The 14825-nt window shown below is 63.6% G+C and carries 14 protein-coding genes; 13 read left to right on the top strand and 1 reads right to left on the bottom strand.

Going from position 1 to position 14825, the window contains the following annotated elements; genetic code table 11:
• Positions 1 to 305: 305 nt before the first annotated feature.
• The 7 genes from ABMA59_RS29765 to eno all read left to right on the top strand — a co-directional run bounded on the left by ABMA59_RS29765 (position 306) and on the right by eno (position 6877).
• Entirely contained in the window at positions 306 to 965 is a 660-nt protein-coding gene (locus tag ABMA59_RS29765; protein ID WP_349009005.1) for a peroxiredoxin, read from the top strand.
• A gap of 60 nt (positions 966 to 1025) precedes the next feature.
• Positions 1026 to 2057: an MBL fold metallo-hydrolase gene (locus ABMA59_RS29760; protein ID WP_349009004.1), complete on the top strand. Its 1032-nt coding sequence runs from the start codon at positions 1026 to 1028 to the stop codon at positions 2055 to 2057.
• Between the two features lie 82 nt (positions 2058 to 2139).
• Positions 2140 to 3027 (top strand): VOC family protein, encoded by an 888-nt coding sequence (locus ABMA59_RS29755; RefSeq protein WP_349009003.1) that lies wholly within the window; start codon positions 2140 to 2142, stop codon positions 3025 to 3027.
• Positions 3024 to 3857 carry a 3-deoxy-8-phosphooctulonate synthase gene (kdsA, locus tag ABMA59_RS29750; RefSeq protein WP_349009002.1) on the top strand — a complete coding sequence of 278 codons (834 nt, stop codon included), beginning with the start codon at positions 3024 to 3026 and terminating at the stop codon, positions 3855 to 3857. The genes ABMA59_RS29755 and kdsA overlap by 4 nt, the downstream gene beginning before the upstream one ends.
• 100 nt (positions 3858 to 3957) lie before the next feature.
• Positions 3958 to 4323: a PRC-barrel domain-containing protein gene (locus tag ABMA59_RS29745; RefSeq protein ID WP_349009001.1), complete on the top strand. Its 366-nt coding sequence runs from the start codon at positions 3958 to 3960 to the stop codon at positions 4321 to 4323.
• A gap of 134 nt (positions 4324 to 4457) precedes the next feature.
• Entirely contained in the window at positions 4458 to 5438 is a 981-nt protein-coding gene (locus ABMA59_RS29740; protein ID WP_349009000.1) for an isopenicillin N synthase family dioxygenase, read from the top strand.
• A gap of 164 nt (positions 5439 to 5602) precedes the next feature.
• Positions 5603 to 6877: a phosphopyruvate hydratase gene (gene eno, locus ABMA59_RS29735; protein ID WP_349008999.1), complete on the top strand. Its 1275-nt coding sequence runs from the start codon at positions 5603 to 5605 to the stop codon at positions 6875 to 6877.
• 57 nt (positions 6878 to 6934) lie between these two features.
• On the opposite strand, the gene ABMA59_RS29730 is transcribed toward eno, so the two are convergent.
• Positions 6935 to 8737, bottom strand: coding sequence for an ABC transporter ATP-binding protein (locus tag ABMA59_RS29730; protein WP_349008998.1), 1803 nt, complete (start codon positions 8735 to 8737; stop codon positions 6935 to 6937).
• A 454-nt stretch (positions 8738 to 9191) separates the two neighbouring features.
• On the opposite strand from ABMA59_RS29730, the gene ABMA59_RS29725 reads away from it, so the two are divergent.
• The 6 genes from ABMA59_RS29725 to ABMA59_RS29700 all read left to right on the top strand — a co-directional run bounded on the left by ABMA59_RS29725 (position 9192) and on the right by ABMA59_RS29700 (position 14818).
• A complete protein-coding gene (locus tag ABMA59_RS29725; protein ID WP_349008997.1) occupies positions 9192 to 9521 on the top strand; it encodes an FtsB family cell division protein in 330 nt (109 codons plus the stop codon).
• A gap of 170 nt (positions 9522 to 9691) precedes the next feature.
• A complete protein-coding gene (gene pdhA / locus ABMA59_RS29720; protein ID WP_349008996.1) occupies positions 9692 to 10735 on the top strand; it encodes a pyruvate dehydrogenase (acetyl-transferring) E1 component subunit alpha in 1044 nt (347 codons plus the stop codon).
• 13 nt (positions 10736 to 10748) lie between these two features.
• Positions 10749 to 12143 carry a pyruvate dehydrogenase complex E1 component subunit beta gene (locus tag ABMA59_RS29715; RefSeq protein ID WP_349008995.1) on the top strand — a complete coding sequence of 465 codons (1395 nt, stop codon included), beginning with the start codon at positions 10749 to 10751 and terminating at the stop codon, positions 12141 to 12143.
• A gap of 80 nt (positions 12144 to 12223) precedes the next feature.
• A complete protein-coding gene (locus ABMA59_RS29710) occupies positions 12224 to 12838 on the top strand; it encodes a Uma2 family endonuclease (protein ID WP_349008994.1) in 615 nt (204 codons plus the stop codon).
• A 2-nt stretch (positions 12839 to 12840) separates the two neighbouring features.
• A complete protein-coding gene (locus tag ABMA59_RS29705; protein ID WP_349008993.1) occupies positions 12841 to 14247 on the top strand; it encodes a pyruvate dehydrogenase complex dihydrolipoamide acetyltransferase in 1407 nt (468 codons plus the stop codon).
• A 28-nt stretch (positions 14248 to 14275) separates the two neighbouring features.
• Complete coding sequence (locus ABMA59_RS29700; RefSeq protein WP_349008992.1) at positions 14276 to 14818, top strand: HdeD family acid-resistance protein; 543 nt, start codon at positions 14276 to 14278, stop codon at positions 14816 to 14818.
• Positions 14819 to 14825 lie beyond the last annotated feature (7 nt).

Below are 14825 nucleotides of genomic sequence, written 5' to 3'. Positions count from 1 at the left end.
CTGGCGTCGATCGGTGCTGTCAGGACCTTGCCCTTCCGTCCGCGAGACCGGCCCGCTCGGCGACGGAGCGACAAAATGCCGGATGCCATGTCTACCCGGCCTGCCAACACCGTGGCGGTGGTGCGTCACTGCGGACGTCGTCACCCGTTGCCTGCGCCCTGGCGGCGGAGTACCGTGCCGGTCTCGGACTGCCGCCGGATGGCGACCGCACCGACGGGATCTTATTCGTACAAGGCACGACGGGCAGGTGGCCTGTACACCCGGTCAAAACCACCCCGCGTGGTATCGAACAAGGAGGGCCAAACATGACTTTGACGATTAACAGCACCGCGCCGGATTTCGAGGCGAACACGACCGAAGGGCGCATCCGTTTCCACGACTGGCTGGGCGATAGCTGGGCGGTGCTTTTCTCGCACCCCAAGGACTTTACCCCGGTCTGCACCACCGAACTCGGCCGCATGGCGGCGCTCAAGCCGGAATTCGACAAGCGCGGCGTGAAACTCATCGGCCTCAGCGTCGACCCGGTGGAAAACCATACGCGCTGGTCGGCCGACATCGCCGAGACGCAGGGCACCGCGCCGAACTATCCGATGATCGGTGACACCGAGCTTAAAATCTCAAAGCTCTACGGCATGCTGCCGGACAGCGCCGGCGAAACCTCCGAGGGCCGCACCGCTGCCGACAACGCCACGGTGCGCACGGTCTTCGTCATCGGGCCGGACAAGAAGATCAAGCTGGTCCTGGTCTATCCGATGAGCACCGGCCGCAACTTCCACGAGATCCTGCGCGTCATCGATTCGATGCAGCTCACCGCGAAGCATAAAGTGGCAACGCCGGTCGACTGGAAGCAGGGCGAGGACGTCATCATCCTCGGCTCGGTCTCCGACGACGATGCCAAGAAGCAATATCCGGAAGGCTGGAAGGCGCCGAAACCCTACATCCGCATCGTGCCGCAGCCGAAATAGCGACTGCACGGCTCAACGCCGGCGCGTTCGTGCCGGCGTTGAACTTCCGGAGATATCATCATGATTTTCCGCCAGCTTTTCGACAGCACGTCGAGCACCTACAGCTACCTCATCGCCAGCCGGCGCGGGGCCGAAGCGCTGATCATCGATCCCGTGCTGGAAAAAGTCGACCGCTACATCCAGCTTCTCAATGAACTCGACCTGCGCCTGGTCAAGGCGGTCGACACGCATCTTCACGCGGACCATGTGACGGGGCTCGCCGCGCTGCGCGACCGCACCCATTGCGTCACCGCCATGGGCGAGCAGACCAAGGCCGACGTGGTGTCGATCCGCCTCGCGGACGGCGATCGGCTCGGCATCGAGGGCATCGGCATGGACGTGATCTACACGCCCGGCCACACCGACGATTCCTATTCCTTCGTCATGGACGACCGGGTCTTCACCGGCGACACGCTTCTCATCCGCGGCACCGGCCGCACCGATTTCCAGAATGGCGACCCGCGCGCCCAGTACGAATCGATCTTCGGACGCCTGCTGAAGCTGCCGGACGAGACGCTGGTGTTTCCCGCCCACGACTACAAGGGCGACACGGTGAGCACCATCGGCGAGGAACGCCGCAGCAATCCGCGCCTCCAGGTTCCCTCGGTCGACGCCTACATAAACCTTATGAACAACCTCAACCTGCCCAATCCGAAGATGATGGATGTCGCCGTGCCGGCCAACATGCATATCGGCATGTCTCAGGCAGCGATCGCCGCGCACGGATGGGCGATCCCGGCGCGTGATGCGCTGCCGCTGCTCGGGCGGCCCGATGTCGCGCTGGTGGACCTGCGCGAGCGCGGCGAACGCGAACGCCACGGCGCCATCCCCGGCGCGCTGCACGTGCCCTACGGGACGCTTGAGGAAAATGTGCGCGCCGGCGGCGTCCTGCATGAACTGGGTTCCGTCAAGCAACTCGTCTTCTTCTGTGCCTTCGGCGAGCGCTCCGCCATGGCCGTCAATGCGGCCCAGGAGGCCGGCATCGGCTCGGCCCGTCATATCGAAGGCGGCATCGACGCCTGGAAAAAGATTCTGGGACCGCTGGAGCACTGATCTCCAGGTCGGCCTGTTCGTTGAACCCGGGATTCTCTGCCGCCCTTGCGGCAGAACCCGGAATGAGGCACATGCCGGCCCCATGACCGCCTCACCGCGCCCGCTCGACCATCTGGTGCTGCCGACCGCTTCGCTGGACACGGCGCGGGCGCGCCTGTTCGCGCTCGGCTTCACCGTCGCGCCGGTCGGCATCCATCCCTTCGGAACAGCGAACGCCTGCGTCTTCTTCGCCGACGGAACCTATCTCGAGCCGCTTGCCGTGGCGGACGAACGGCGGGCAGGCGACGCGGCGCGTTCCGGCAACGTCTTCGTTGCCCGCGACGCCGCCTATCGCCAGCGCCTTGGCGATGAAGGGTTTTCGGCGCTGGTCTTCGGCACCGACGACGCCAGCGCGGATCACGAAGCGTTTGTCGGCAAGGGCGTCTCGGCCGGCGATATCCTCGATTTCTCGCGCGGCTTTACCGATGCGGACGGCAACTCCGGCACAGCCTCATTCCGGCTGGCCTTCGCCGCCGACAGCCATGCGCCCGATGTGTTCTTCTTCACCTGTCAGCGCGTGAACGTCCCCACCATCGATCGCAGTGCCTTGCAAGCGCATACCAATGGCGTGACCGGCATAACCGGCGTCGTGTTTTCCGCGCGCGATCCCGCCAAACTGTCCGCCATCATTCGCACGGCCTCCGGCGCTGTCACCGGCGAACCCGGAAACGACAGGCACGTCCGCATATCGGCCGGCAACACGCTCTTCGACATTTTAGACGATGACGAATTCGTCGCCCGCACCGGGCTCGAGCCGACCAGCGATGCCGCATTGCGCGCCCGCGCCATCCGTTTTTCCGCGAGGGACATCGCCGCGGTCGGATCGTTGCTCCGCGCAGCCGATATCGCCCACGAGACAAGAGAGGGCCGGCTTGTCGTCCCGCCCGCGCCGGGGCAGGGCGCCGCCTTTATCTTCGAGGAGAAATCATGACCGCTCCCAACCCGATCGTCGCCGCCGGCAATGTGACCTTCGACAACGCATCGCCGCTCGCGCTCATCGCCGGGCCGTGCCAGTTGGAGAGCAGGCAGCACGCTTTCGACATGGCGGGCGCGCTTAAGGAGATTTGCGCCGGGCTCGGCATCGGCCTCGTCTACAAGACCAGCTACGACAAGGCCAACCGCACCTCGCTGTCGGGCACGCGCGGCGCCGGGCTGGAAACTGCGATGCCGGTCTTCGACGATTTGCGCAAGGAGTTCGGCCTGCCCATCCTCACGGACGTCCACACTGAAGAGCAGTGCGCCGTGGTTGCGCCGCATGTGGACATCCTGCAGATACCGGCCTTCCTGTCGCGGCAGACCGACCTGCTGATCGCCGCCGCCAACACCGGCAAGGTGGTCAACGTGAAGAAGGGTCAGTTCCTCGCCCCCTGGGACATGAAGAACGTCGTCGCCAAGGTCACCGGTTCGGGCAACGCAAACGTGCTGGTCACGGAGCGCGGCGCCTCCTTCGGTTACAACACGCTGGTCTCCGACATGCGCGCCCTGCCGATCATGGCCGAGATCGGCGCGCCGGTGATCTTCGACGCCACCCATTCGGTGCAGCAGCCGGGCGGGCAGGGCGGTTCCTCAGGCGGCGACCGGCGTTTCGTCGAGACACTTGCCCGCGCCGCCGTTGCGGTAGGCGTCGCCGGCGTGTTCATCGAGACCCACCAGGATCCGGATAACGCCCCGTCGGACGGGCCGAACATGGTGCCGCTGAAAGCCCTTCCGGGATTGATCGAGCGGCTGATCGCTTTCGACCGGGTGGCCAAGGGCCTTTGATCGACATCCCTCAAATTGTCCCTGCGGCGCTGCAAGGCCGGAACCTTCGCCGCCGCCAGCCATTTTCCTCGCAGCAATTCCAGCCACGAGGAGATTTTTCATGACCACCTACACCGGCCATACCGACGCCATTCCCGCTTCGCGCGTCATCGGCACTTCCGTCTACAACACGGCGGGCGAAAGCATCGGCACGATCGAGGACGTGATGCTCGACAAGACGTCGAACGGCATCATGTTCGCCGTCATCGGCTTCGGCGGGTTCCTGGGCATGGGCGAGAAGTATCACGCGGTTCCATGGTCGGTTCTGGACTATGAGCCCAGCCGCGGCGGTTATGTCGTGCCGTTCACCAAGGATCAGTTGAAGGCCGCGCCGGCCGATTCCATCAACGCCCTGACCGGCGCCGACGGAGAGAAGGCGCGCGATGCCGCCTTCGAATATTACAAGGTCGATCCTTACTGGCATTGACCGATCCGGAGGGAGATGCGGCGGACGGCCTCGCGCAAGCGGGGCCGTTTTCTTTCGACCGTCCGACAAATTTCGGCTGGCCTATCCCCGCTGACGCGGCATCAAGTATCCTCGTCTGCAAACCGAGGTAAGACATGTCCGCTCCATTTCCCATTTTCGATCTCTCCCGTTTCGAGGCCGCCGGCCTGGCCGACCGCAAGGCATTGGGCGCGGAGGTCGACGCCATCTGCCGCACCACCGGTTTCCTGGCGATCAGCGGCCACGGCGTATCTCACCCAACCATCGATACCGTCTGGTCGAAGGCGCACGACTTCTTCGACCTTTCCATTGCGGACAAGGAGCAGGTGAGGGCGCCTTTCCCCGGCTACCCCTACGGCTATCTCGGGCCAGGCGCCGAGGCGTTGGCAAAATCGAAGGGCGAGGACACACCGCCCGATCTCAAGGAAAGTTTCAACGGCGGCCCGCTCGCCGTGCCGGAAGGCCTCACCGACCCGCAGGCGCTTGCCTTCTGCTACGCCGACACCATCTGGCCGCGAAAGCCTGACGGCTTCGTCGAAGCTTGGAAAGCCTACTACCGTGCCATGGAGGATCTCGCCGCCCGCATCATGCGCGTCTTCGCGGTGGCTCTCGACCTTCCTGAATCTTTCTTCGACAAGACCATAGACCGTCCGATCAGCGCGTTGCGTGCGTTGAACTATCCCGAGACGACCACGCCGCCAATACCTGGGCAACTGCGCGCCGGCGCCCATACGGATTACGGCAGCCTGACCATCCTTCTGCCTCAGCCCGGTTCGTCGGGCCTGCAGATATTCACCCCGGAAGGGCTATGGCGCGAGGTGCCTCCCGTCGACGGAGCCTTCGTCATCAACATCGGCGACCTCATGGCCCGCTGGACCAACGACCGCTGGGTTTCGACCCTGCATCGCGTCGTCAACGCCGACGGAAGCGCTGCGCGGCGGCAATCGCTCGCCTTCTTCCATCAACCCAACTGGCACCAGGAAATCGCCTGTATCCCGTCCTGCTTGGCTTCGGGTGAAAGGCCGCGCTACGAGCCCGTGCTTTCGGGGCCATATCTCATGTCGAAATTCCAGGCGACGGTGAAGCCGGCGGCGTGAGATGCAGGGGACAGTTTACCTTTTTTCGGCCCGCACACATTCTGAACTGCCGCAGCTTTTCTGCCGAAAGAAAGTAAACTGTCCCCGGTCGTTCCACATTGCCTTTTGCCGTGCTTTGGCTAAGACGGGCTCGAAAATTCGATCGATCCAATCCGGAGCGTTTCATGACCGCCATCGTCGACATCATCGGCCGCGAGATTCTCGACAGCCGCGGCAACCCGACAGTCGAGGTCGACGTCGTGCTGGAAGACGGATCGATGGGCCGCGCCGCCGTGCCATCCGGCGCCTCCACCGGCGCGCATGAGGCGGTCGAACTGCGCGACGGCGGTTCGCGCTATCTCGGCAAGGGCGTCGAGCGCGCCGTCGAGGCCGTCAATGGCGAGATTTTCGAGGCGGTGGGCGGCCTCGATGCCGAGAACCAGATTGCCATCGACAAGATCATGATCGAACTTGATGGTACGCCGAATAAGTCGCGCCTCGGCGCCAACGCGATCCTCGGCGTGTCGCTGGCCGTCGCCAAGGCCGCGGCCGAAAGCTCCGGTCTGCCGGTCTACCGCTACGTCGGCGGACCCAATGCTCATGTGCTGCCCGTTCCGATGATGAACATCATCAACGGCGGCGCGCATGCCGACAATCCGATCGATTTTCAGGAATTCATGATCATGCCGATCGGCGCGCCGACGCTCCGCGACGCCGTGCGCTGGGGCTCGGAAATCTTCCACACGCTGAAGAAGGGCCTGAAGGAAGCCGGCCACAACACCAATGTCGGCGACGAGGGCGGCTTCGCCCCGAATTTGAAGAGTGCGCAGGCCGCGCTCGATTTCGTCATGGGTTCGATCGAGAAGGCCGGCTTCAAGCCGGGCGAGGATGTGGCGCTGGCGCTGGATTGCGCCGCCACCGAATTCTTCAAGGACGGCAACTACGTTTATGAAGGCGAGCGCAAGACGCGCGATCCGAAGACCCAGGCGAAATATCTGGCAAAGCTCGCTGCCGACTATCCGATCATCTCGATCGAGGACGGCCTGGCGGAGGACGACTGGGAAGGCTGGAAGATCCTGACCGACCTGATCGGCAAGAAGACGCAGCTCGTCGGCGACGACCTGTTCGTCACTAACACGGCGCGGCTGCGCGACGGCATCAAGATGGGCGTAGCCAATTCGATCCTGGTCAAGGTCAACCAGATCGGCTCGCTGTCGGAGACGCTCGACGCCGTCGAGACCGCGCACAAGGCGGGCTACACCGCCGTCATGTCGCACCGCTCGGGCGAGACCGAGGATTCGACCATCGCCGACCTCGCGGTCGCGACCAATTGCGGGCAGATCAAGACCGGCTCGCTGGCGCGTTCCGACCGTACGGCGAAATACAACCAGCTCATCCGTATCGAGGAGGAGCTCGGCCAGCAGGCACAGTATGCGGGCAGGTCGATCCTGAAGGTATAGCCCTCAAACGAGCGATAGAACCAAGGGGCCGTGCGCACGCACGGCCCCTTTCGTTTGTCAGATCAAGCCTTTGGTCAATTCCAGCGCCTGCCGTTCGAACAGCCGGCGATAGATGCCGCTGTCGCGGCGGATCAGCGCGTCGTGGCTGCCTTCCTCGGCGATGCGGCCGCTGTCGAAGACAAGCAACCGGTCGAGCGCGCGCACCGTTGACAGGCGGTGGGCGATGACCAGCGTCGTACGCCCGACCATCAGCCGTTCCATCGCCTGCTGGATCAGCACCTCCGATTCCGAATCGAGGCTGGACGTCGCCTCGTCGAGGATCAGGATCGGGGCGTCCGCCAGGAACGCCCGAGCGATGGCGACACGCTGACGCTCGCCGCCCGACAGCTTTACGCCTCGCTCGCCGACCAGCGTCCCGTATCCCTTCGGCAGCCGCATGATGAAGTCGTGCGCACTGGCAAGTTTTGCCGCTTCCTCGATCTCGGCCTGACTGGCACTCGGGCGCGCATAGGCGATGTTCTCCGCCAGCGAGCGGTGGAACAGGATCGGCTCCTGCTGGACGATCGCAATCTGCTGGCGCAGCGACGCCTGCGTCACCGCAGCAATGTCCTGCCCGTCGATCAGGATCGCACCCTGGTTCAGGTCATAGAGCCGCTGGATCAGCTTGACGAAGGTCGTCTTGCCCGACCCAGAATGCCCGACCAGCCCAACGCGCTCGCCGGCAGCGATCTCCACGGAAAAATTTTTGTAGAGCGGGAGCCGGTGGTTGCCGTAATGGAAGGTGACGTTCTCGAATTCGATACGGCCGTTGGTGATGCGGATCGGTTTTGCGCCGGCATGGTCGGCGATGCCGAGCGGCTGGGCCTGGATGTCGACCAGTTCCTCCATGTCGTTGACCGAGCGCTGCACGTTGCGGACATGCATGCCGACGTCGCGCAGATAGCCCTGCAGCACGAAGAACGAGGTGAGCACGAAGGCGATATCGCCGGCGCTCGCTTGCCCGGCCGACCACAGATAGAGCGCGAAGCCGATCACCGCTGCGCGCAGGATGAGCAGCGTCGCGCCCTGCGCCGTGCCGTTCAAGGTTCCGCGCACCCAGGTGCGGCGCGTGCGGTGCCGCCATTTGCCGACGATGTGCGCGAGCCGATGGTCTTCGCGGTCCTCGGCGCCGAAACCCTTGACTACGGCGTTGCAACTCACCGCGTCCGCAAGCGCGCCGCCGAGTTTCGTGTCCCATTTATTGGCGAGGCTGGCTGCCGGGGCAACGTAGCCCAGCGACAAGGCGACTGTCAGCATGATGTAGATGATCGAGCCGACGGCGATGATGGCGCCCATCACCGGCCAGTACCAGCCGAGCAGCAAGGTCGAGCCGACGAGCATCACCAGCGAGGGGAACAGCGCCACCAGGATCGTGTCGTTCAACAGGTCGAGCGCCCACATGCCGCGCGTCACTTTCCGCACCGTCGAGCCGGCGAAGCTATTGGCATGCCAGTCGGTCGAGAAGCGTTGCACGCGGTGGAAAGCGTCGGCGGCGATGTCGCCCATCATCTTCAGCGTCAGGTCGATGATGCCCATGAACGCGACGTAGCGGAACACGATGGCGCCGAGCGCCAGCACCAGCAGCATCGCGAACGCGGCGACGGCCGCGTTCCACGCGACTTCGTTCGCCGCCGCGCCGCTTGCCACGGCATCGACAAGCCGGCCGGTGTAGAGCGGCGTCAACACGTCGGCCAGCGTGGCGAGCAGCACGGCGACCAGGATCGTCGCCAAGCGGAGGGGCTGCCGGAACCAGTGGCCGCCGGTGAAACGGAAGACGCCGCGGAAAGCACCGCCGCGCAGATCGATGCGGTAACGAGTCATGATTTACCCGGACGCAAGTCGCGCCCGATCCCAAAAAAGCTGAAACGGAATGCCACGCGGGACAGACGTCCCTTGAAGCGGTCGAAGTGAATTTGAAGCTGGCCGGAGCCAAGTGGCGGTCGGGCCGCATCCGGTCCGTTTTTCGAGCACCGTTTTCTCCGGAAAGACCGATAGCCTTCCGGGCCGGTGCCGAGGACCTAGGCCTTGCGGCCTCGCATCGCGATGTCAAATTCTGTCATTCGTACCCTCCCAAACGGGATTCGCAGCGGACTGCCTATAGAAGAGGCGCGTCGTTTCGCCAACCCCTTCAGGGCGAAAAAGCGCAGTTGGCCTATGACGGCGTCGCGCGCATTGCGCCAGCCGTCCCCATCCAGTTTCCGGCGTCGGTCGACCCGCGGGCGTAACCGCCCGTTAAGCAAGTTCGGGCGAGATGGAGCGGTCAGGGAATCATACCATGTGGACACGCCAGCATCGCCCACGCAGGACCGGCCGACTGATCGTGCCGGCGCTGTCGGTCGCCGTGCTTTCCTATTTCGGCTATCATGTCTATCACGGCGAATTCGGCATCAATTCCAAGGACCAGTTGCGTGCCCGCGCCACCGTTCTCCAAGCGGCGCTTGATGACGTTCGCGGCCAGCGCATTGCCCTGGAAAGAAAGGTCCGCATGCTGCACGACGGCACAATCGACAAGGACATGCTGGACGAGCAGGCGCGCCGGGCACTGAATCTTTCGCACGCCGACGAAGTAACGATCATGGTCTCGCCCGTCGACAGGATTAACTGAATTCTGATTAACCCTACTTATCCGCAATGATTTTAACCGCTTAGCTGCATGTCAGCCATGCATTTTTTCGCATGGCCGAATGCCGTTCCGCATGCTAGCCTCTCAAACAACGTAGGAGCTGCAAGGGCTCCCGCATGTCCGACAAGAGACAGTATCTAGGGAGCGATTGCATGGCCCAGGCCGCCAGGAAATCGTCCGCCAAATCGAAGGCGGACGGGAAGTCCCAGCCAACTCCGACAACGCCGAAGCCGGCGGATTTCAGCAAAGAGCAGGAGCTCGCGGCCTACCGCGGCATGCTGCTGATCCGGCGTTTTGAGGAAAAGGCCGGGCAGCTTTACGGGATGGGTTTCATCGGCGGCTTCTGCCATCTCTATATCGGCCAGGAGGCCGTCGTCACCGGCCTCAAGCTGGCGATGATCGACGGCGACCAGATGATCACCGCCTATCGCGACCATGGCCATATGCTCGCCATGGAGCTTTCGCCGCGCGGCGTCATGGCCGAACTGACCGGACGGCGGGGCGGCCTGTCCAAGGGCAAGGGCGGCTCCATGCACATGTTCTCCAAAGACAAGAACTTTTATGGCGGCCACGGCATCGTCGGCGCCCAGGTGTCGCTCGGCACCGGGCTTGCCTTCGCCAACCGTTATCGCGGCAACAAGAATGTGTCGCTGACCTTCTTCGGCGACGGCGCCGCCAATCAGGGCCAGGTCTACGAGAGCTTCAACATGGCGTCGCTGTGGAAGCTGCCTGTCATCTATGTCATCGAGAACAACCGCTACGCGATGGGCACCTCGGTGGCGCGTTCTTCCGCCGAGACGGATTTCTCGCAGCGCGGCGCTTCCTTCCGCATTCCCGGCATCCAGGTCGACGGCATGGACGTGCGCGCGGTGAAATCCGCCGGCGAGATGGCGCTGGAGCACTGCCGCTCCGGCAACGGCCCGATCATCCTGGAAATGCTGACCTACCGCTATCGCGGCCACTCCATGTCCGACCCGGCGAAATACCGGACCAAGGAGGAGGTGCAGAAGATGCGCTCCGAGCACGACCCGATCGAGCAGGTCAAGGCGCGCGTCATCGACAAGAAGTGGGCGACGGAGGACGAGCTCAAGGCGGTCGACAAGGAGGTGCGCGACATCGTCGCCGACGCGGCGGATTTTGCCCAGACCGATCCCGAGCCGGATGCGTCCGAGCTCTGGACCGACATCGTACACTGAGGGAGGGTGGATAATGCCGATCGAAATTTTGATGCCCGCCCTGTCGCCGACGATGGAAGAGGGCAACCTGTCCAAATGGTTGAAAAACGAGGGCGACAAGATCGTCGCGGGCGACGTGATCGCCGAGATCGAGACCGACAAGGCGACCATGGAGGTCGAGGCTGTCGATGAGGGTGTTCTTGGAAAAATCCTGATCCCCGCCGGCACCGAGGGTGTAAAGGTCAACACGCCGATCGCCGTGTTGGCTGTCGACGGTGAGGATGTCAGCAAGGCTGGCGAGGCCAAGCCCGAACTCAAGGCGGCGCCGGCAAAGGCTGAAGAAGCACTAGCGAAGAGCGAGCCTGCAAGGACCGAGGCCGCCGCGCCTGTCGCCGCTGCGCCAAAGACCGAAGTCGCCGCCGATCCCGACATTCCGGCCGGCACCGAGATGGTCTCGACTACCGTGCGCGAGGCGCTGCGGGACGCCATGGCGGAAGAGATGCGCCGCGACGAGGACGTCTTCGTCATGGGCGAGGAGGTCGCCGAATACCAGGGCGCCTACAAGATCACGCAGGGGCTGCTGCAGGAGTTCGGTCCGCGCCGCGTGGTCGACACGCCGATCACCGAGCACGGTTTCGCCGGCGTCGGCGTAGGTGCTGCGATGGCCGGGCTGAAGCCGATCGTCGAATTCATGACCTTCAACTTCGCCATGCAGGCGATCGACCAGATCATCAACTCAGCCGCCAAGACGCTCTATATGTCCGGCGGCCAGATGGGCGCGCCGATCGTCTTCCGTGGCCCCAACGGTGCGGCTGCCCGCGTCGCCGCCCAGCACAGCCAGGACTATGCCGCCTGGTACAGTCACGTCCCCGGCCTCAAGGTCGTGATGCCGTATTCGGCGGCCGACGCCAAGGGTCTGCTCAAGGCCGCGATACGCGACCCGAACCCGGTGATCTTCCTCGAAAACGAGATCCTCTACGGCCACTCCTTCGACGTGCCGAAGCTGGACGATTTCGTGCTGCCGATCGGCAAGGCGCGCATCCATAAACAGGGCAAGGACGTCTCCATCGTCTCCTTCGGCATCGGCATGGCCCTTGTGGTCAAGGCCGAGGCGGAGTTGGGCAAGCTCGGCATCGATGCCGAAATCATCGACCTCAGGACCATCCGGCCGATGGACCTCGATACGGTGATCGCTTCGGTCAAGAAGACCAACCGGCTGGTCGTGGTCGAGGAAGGTTTTCCGCAGTCCTCGGTGGGTGACTTCATCGCCAACCAGGTGTCGCAGCGCGCCTTCGACTTCCTCGACGCGCCAGTGATTACGATTGCCGGCAAGGACGTGCCGATGCCATATGCGGCCAATCTTGAGAAGCTCGCCTTGCCCAATGTCGGCGAGGTGGTCGCGGCGGTGAAGGCGGTGACGTATAGGTAGGACGGAGTTGGTGGATGCCTCGTCCGCCGCTACGATCGTTGAAAGGGAATTTGTCTCGCCAACGGAACCATCCGACCGCCATGGCCGAATCCGCGAAGAAGCCCGCGACATATGCTGATCTGGAAGCGGTCCCGCCCCATCTGGTTGCGGAGATCATCGACGGGGTGCTGCGGACGCATCCCCGCCCTTCCATCAGACACGGTTTGACCGCAACGAGCCTCGGCGATGAGTTGGCTGGACCATTCCAGAAGGGCAGGGGCGGTCCGGGCGGGTGGATTTTCGTCATCGAGCCGGAACTCCACCTCCATGACCATGTGCTGGTCCCCGATATCGCCGGTTGGCGGCGCGAACGACTTCCGGTCGTTCCGAATACCGCTTTCACGGATGTTTCGCCTGATTGGGTTTGCGAGATTCTCTCGGGATCGACCGAAACGCGCGACCGCACCGTCAAGATGCGTATCTATGCAGAGGCGCATGTCCCCTATTTCTGGCTGATCGACCCGCGCCTGCAAATCCTTGAAGCATTCGAACTTGATCACGGACGCTGGGCGAAAATCGGAGCCTGGAACTCCGATGACAAAGTGCGGGTCGCGCCCTTCAATGCCATTTCTTTCTCTCTCGCCGACCTTTGGCCGCTCGACCCACCGCTTGGCCTGAATGAAGACCCCACGTCTTATTACGCCGGAGACCGCTGACCATGCCCATCAACATCACCATGCCGGCCCTGTCGCCCACGATGGAGGAGGGCAATCTTTCAAAATGGCTGGTCAAGGAGGGCGACAAGGTTTCGCCCGGTGACGTCATTGCCGAGATCGAGACCGACAAGGCGACGATGGAGGTGGAAGCAGTAGACGAGGGCACGGTCGCGAAGCTGGTCGTGGCGGCGGGCACAGAGGGCGTCAAGGTCAACGCGCTGATCGCCGTGCTGGCGGGCGAGGGCGAGGATACGGCCACGGCTGCGAAGGGTAGCGAGGCGCCGGCAAAGGCTGACCCGCCCAAGGCGGAACCGGCGCCTGCCGCCGAGCCAGCGAAAGCGGCGGCTCCCGCGAAGGCTGAGGAAGCCAAACCGCCTGTGAAGGCGGAAGGTCCGGCAACGGCTGCGCCAGCCACGAACGGCCATGCGAGCGGCGACCGCACCTTTGCCTCACCCCTGGCGCGCCGCATCGCCAAGGACGCCGGTATCGACGTGACATCAGTCCAGGGCTCGGGGCCGCATGGCCGTGTCGTCAAGGCGGATGTGGACGCCGCAATTGCCGGTGGCGCGAAGGCGCCTGCGACGAAGCCGGCAGCAGTGGCCGAAACTGCCGCGCCGGCGGCGAAAGCCGCACCCGCCGCGGCTCCCGCTGCGAAACCGATGTCAGACGAGGCGGTGCTAAAGCTGTTCGAGCAGGGCTCGTATGAACTCGTGCCGCACGACAACATGCGAAAGACCATCGCGCGCCGTCTGGTCGAGGCAAAGAGCACCATCCCGCATTTTTATCTCACGCTGGACTGCGAACTTGACGCGCTGCTGAAGCTACGCGGCGAACTCAATGCCGCGGCACCCGTGAAGAAGACCGACAAGGGCGAGGCGCCGGCCTACAAGCTTTCCGTCAACGACATGGTGATCAAAGCGATGGCGCTGGCGCTGATGGATGTGCCGGACGCCAATGCGTCTTGGACCGATACGGCGATGGTGAAGCACAAGCACGCCGATGTCGGCGTCGCCGTGTCCATCCCCGGCGGCCTGATCACGCCGATTATCCGCAAGGCCGACCAGAAGACACTGTCGGTCATCGCCAACGAGATGAAGGACCTTGCCGCGCGCGCCCGGTCGCGAAAACTAAAGCCGGAGGAGTATCAGGGCGGCACCACGGCTGTTTCCAATCTCGGCATGTTCGGGATCAAGGATTTTTCGGCCGTCATCAACCCGCCTCATGCCACCATCCTGGCCGTCGGAGCCGGCGAACAGCGCCCGGTTGTGAAGAACGGCGAAGTCAAGATCGCGACCGTCATGTCCGTGACCTTGTCGACCGACCACCGCGCCGTCGACGGCGCGCTCGGTGCCGAACTCCTCGGCGCGTTCAAACGCTATATCGAGAATCCGATCGGAATGCTGGTTTAGAATTTGTCGCCAATCGAGGGAGGCTTTCATGGCTACTGGCGAGGACGTTCAAAAACTGAGATCTTCCTGGATTTGGCTGGCGCTGCTTGGCATCATATCGCTGATCGGCGGCATATTGGCGCTCGCCAATCCGTTTGCCGCCACAATGGCCGCCGTTTTTCTTGCCGGCTGGACTTTTCTGCTCTTCGGCGTGCTTCAGATCGTCCACGCCTTCAGCACGAAGGGTTGGACAGGTTTTCTGTGGTCGCTGCTGCTCGGCATCATCACCGCGGCGGTCGGCGTGTCCCTGCTCACCAATCCGACCGCTGGGGCGATATCGCTGACCATGCTGGTGGCGATCCTGTTCCTGGTGCTCGGCGTGGTGAAGCTTATGTACGCTTTTTCGCTGCGGCCGGTTTCCGGATGGATTTTCGCCGCCCTGTCCGGCGTTATCTCGATCGTCCTGGGCCTCATGATCCTGTCCAACTTTCCATATTCGGCGGCTGCCGTGCTCGGAATCCTGCTTGCGATCGAGCTTTTGTCCAACGGTGTCTTCCTGCTGGTCGTGGCGCTCGGGCTGCGCAACGCGTGACCGGCGG

The sequence above is a fragment of the Mesorhizobium yinganensis genome, assembly GCF_040081985.1.
Lineage (GTDB): Bacteria > Pseudomonadota > Alphaproteobacteria > Rhizobiales > Rhizobiaceae > Kumtagia > Kumtagia yinganensis.
Note: the sequence above shows the minus strand (reverse complement) of the source record. Positions and strands in the feature narration are given on the sequence as shown.

Excerpts from the sequence above, each read along its gene's own strand:
- ABMA59_RS29705 (WP_349008993.1), top strand. The coding sequence starts at position 12,841 with ATGCCCATCAACATCACCATGCCGGCCCTGTCGCCCACGATGGAGGAG.
- ABMA59_RS29710 (WP_349008994.1), top strand. The coding sequence starts at position 12,224 with ATGGCCGAATCCGCGAAGAAGCCCGCGACATATGCTGATCTGGAAGCG.
- ABMA59_RS29765 (WP_349009005.1), top strand. The coding sequence starts at position 306 with ATGACTTTGACGATTAACAGCACCGCGCCGGATTTCGAGGCGAACACG.
- ABMA59_RS29725 (WP_349008997.1), top strand. The coding sequence starts at position 9,192 with ATGTGGACACGCCAGCATCGCCCACGCAGGACCGGCCGACTGATCGTG.
- ABMA59_RS29760 (WP_349009004.1), top strand. The coding sequence starts at position 1,026 with ATGATTTTCCGCCAGCTTTTCGACAGCACGTCGAGCACCTACAGCTAC.
- kdsA (WP_349009002.1), top strand. The coding sequence starts at position 3,024 with ATGACCGCTCCCAACCCGATCGTCGCCGCCGGCAATGTGACCTTCGAC.
- ABMA59_RS29700 (WP_349008992.1), top strand. The coding sequence starts at position 14,276 with ATGGCTACTGGCGAGGACGTTCAAAAACTGAGATCTTCCTGGATTTGG.
- pdhA (WP_349008996.1), top strand. The coding sequence starts at position 9,692 with ATGGCCCAGGCCGCCAGGAAATCGTCCGCCAAATCGAAGGCGGACGGG.
- ABMA59_RS29715 (WP_349008995.1), top strand. The coding sequence starts at position 10,749 with ATGCCGATCGAAATTTTGATGCCCGCCCTGTCGCCGACGATGGAAGAG.
- ABMA59_RS29745 (WP_349009001.1), top strand. The coding sequence starts at position 3,958 with ATGACCACCTACACCGGCCATACCGACGCCATTCCCGCTTCGCGCGTC.
- ABMA59_RS29730 (WP_349008998.1), bottom strand. The coding sequence starts at position 8,737 with ATGACTCGTTACCGCATCGATCTGCGCGGCGGTGCTTTCCGCGGCGTC.
- ABMA59_RS29755 (WP_349009003.1), top strand. The coding sequence starts at position 2,140 with ATGACCGCCTCACCGCGCCCGCTCGACCATCTGGTGCTGCCGACCGCT.
- eno (WP_349008999.1), top strand. The coding sequence starts at position 5,603 with ATGACCGCCATCGTCGACATCATCGGCCGCGAGATTCTCGACAGCCGC.
- ABMA59_RS29740 (WP_349009000.1), top strand. The coding sequence starts at position 4,458 with ATGTCCGCTCCATTTCCCATTTTCGATCTCTCCCGTTTCGAGGCCGCC.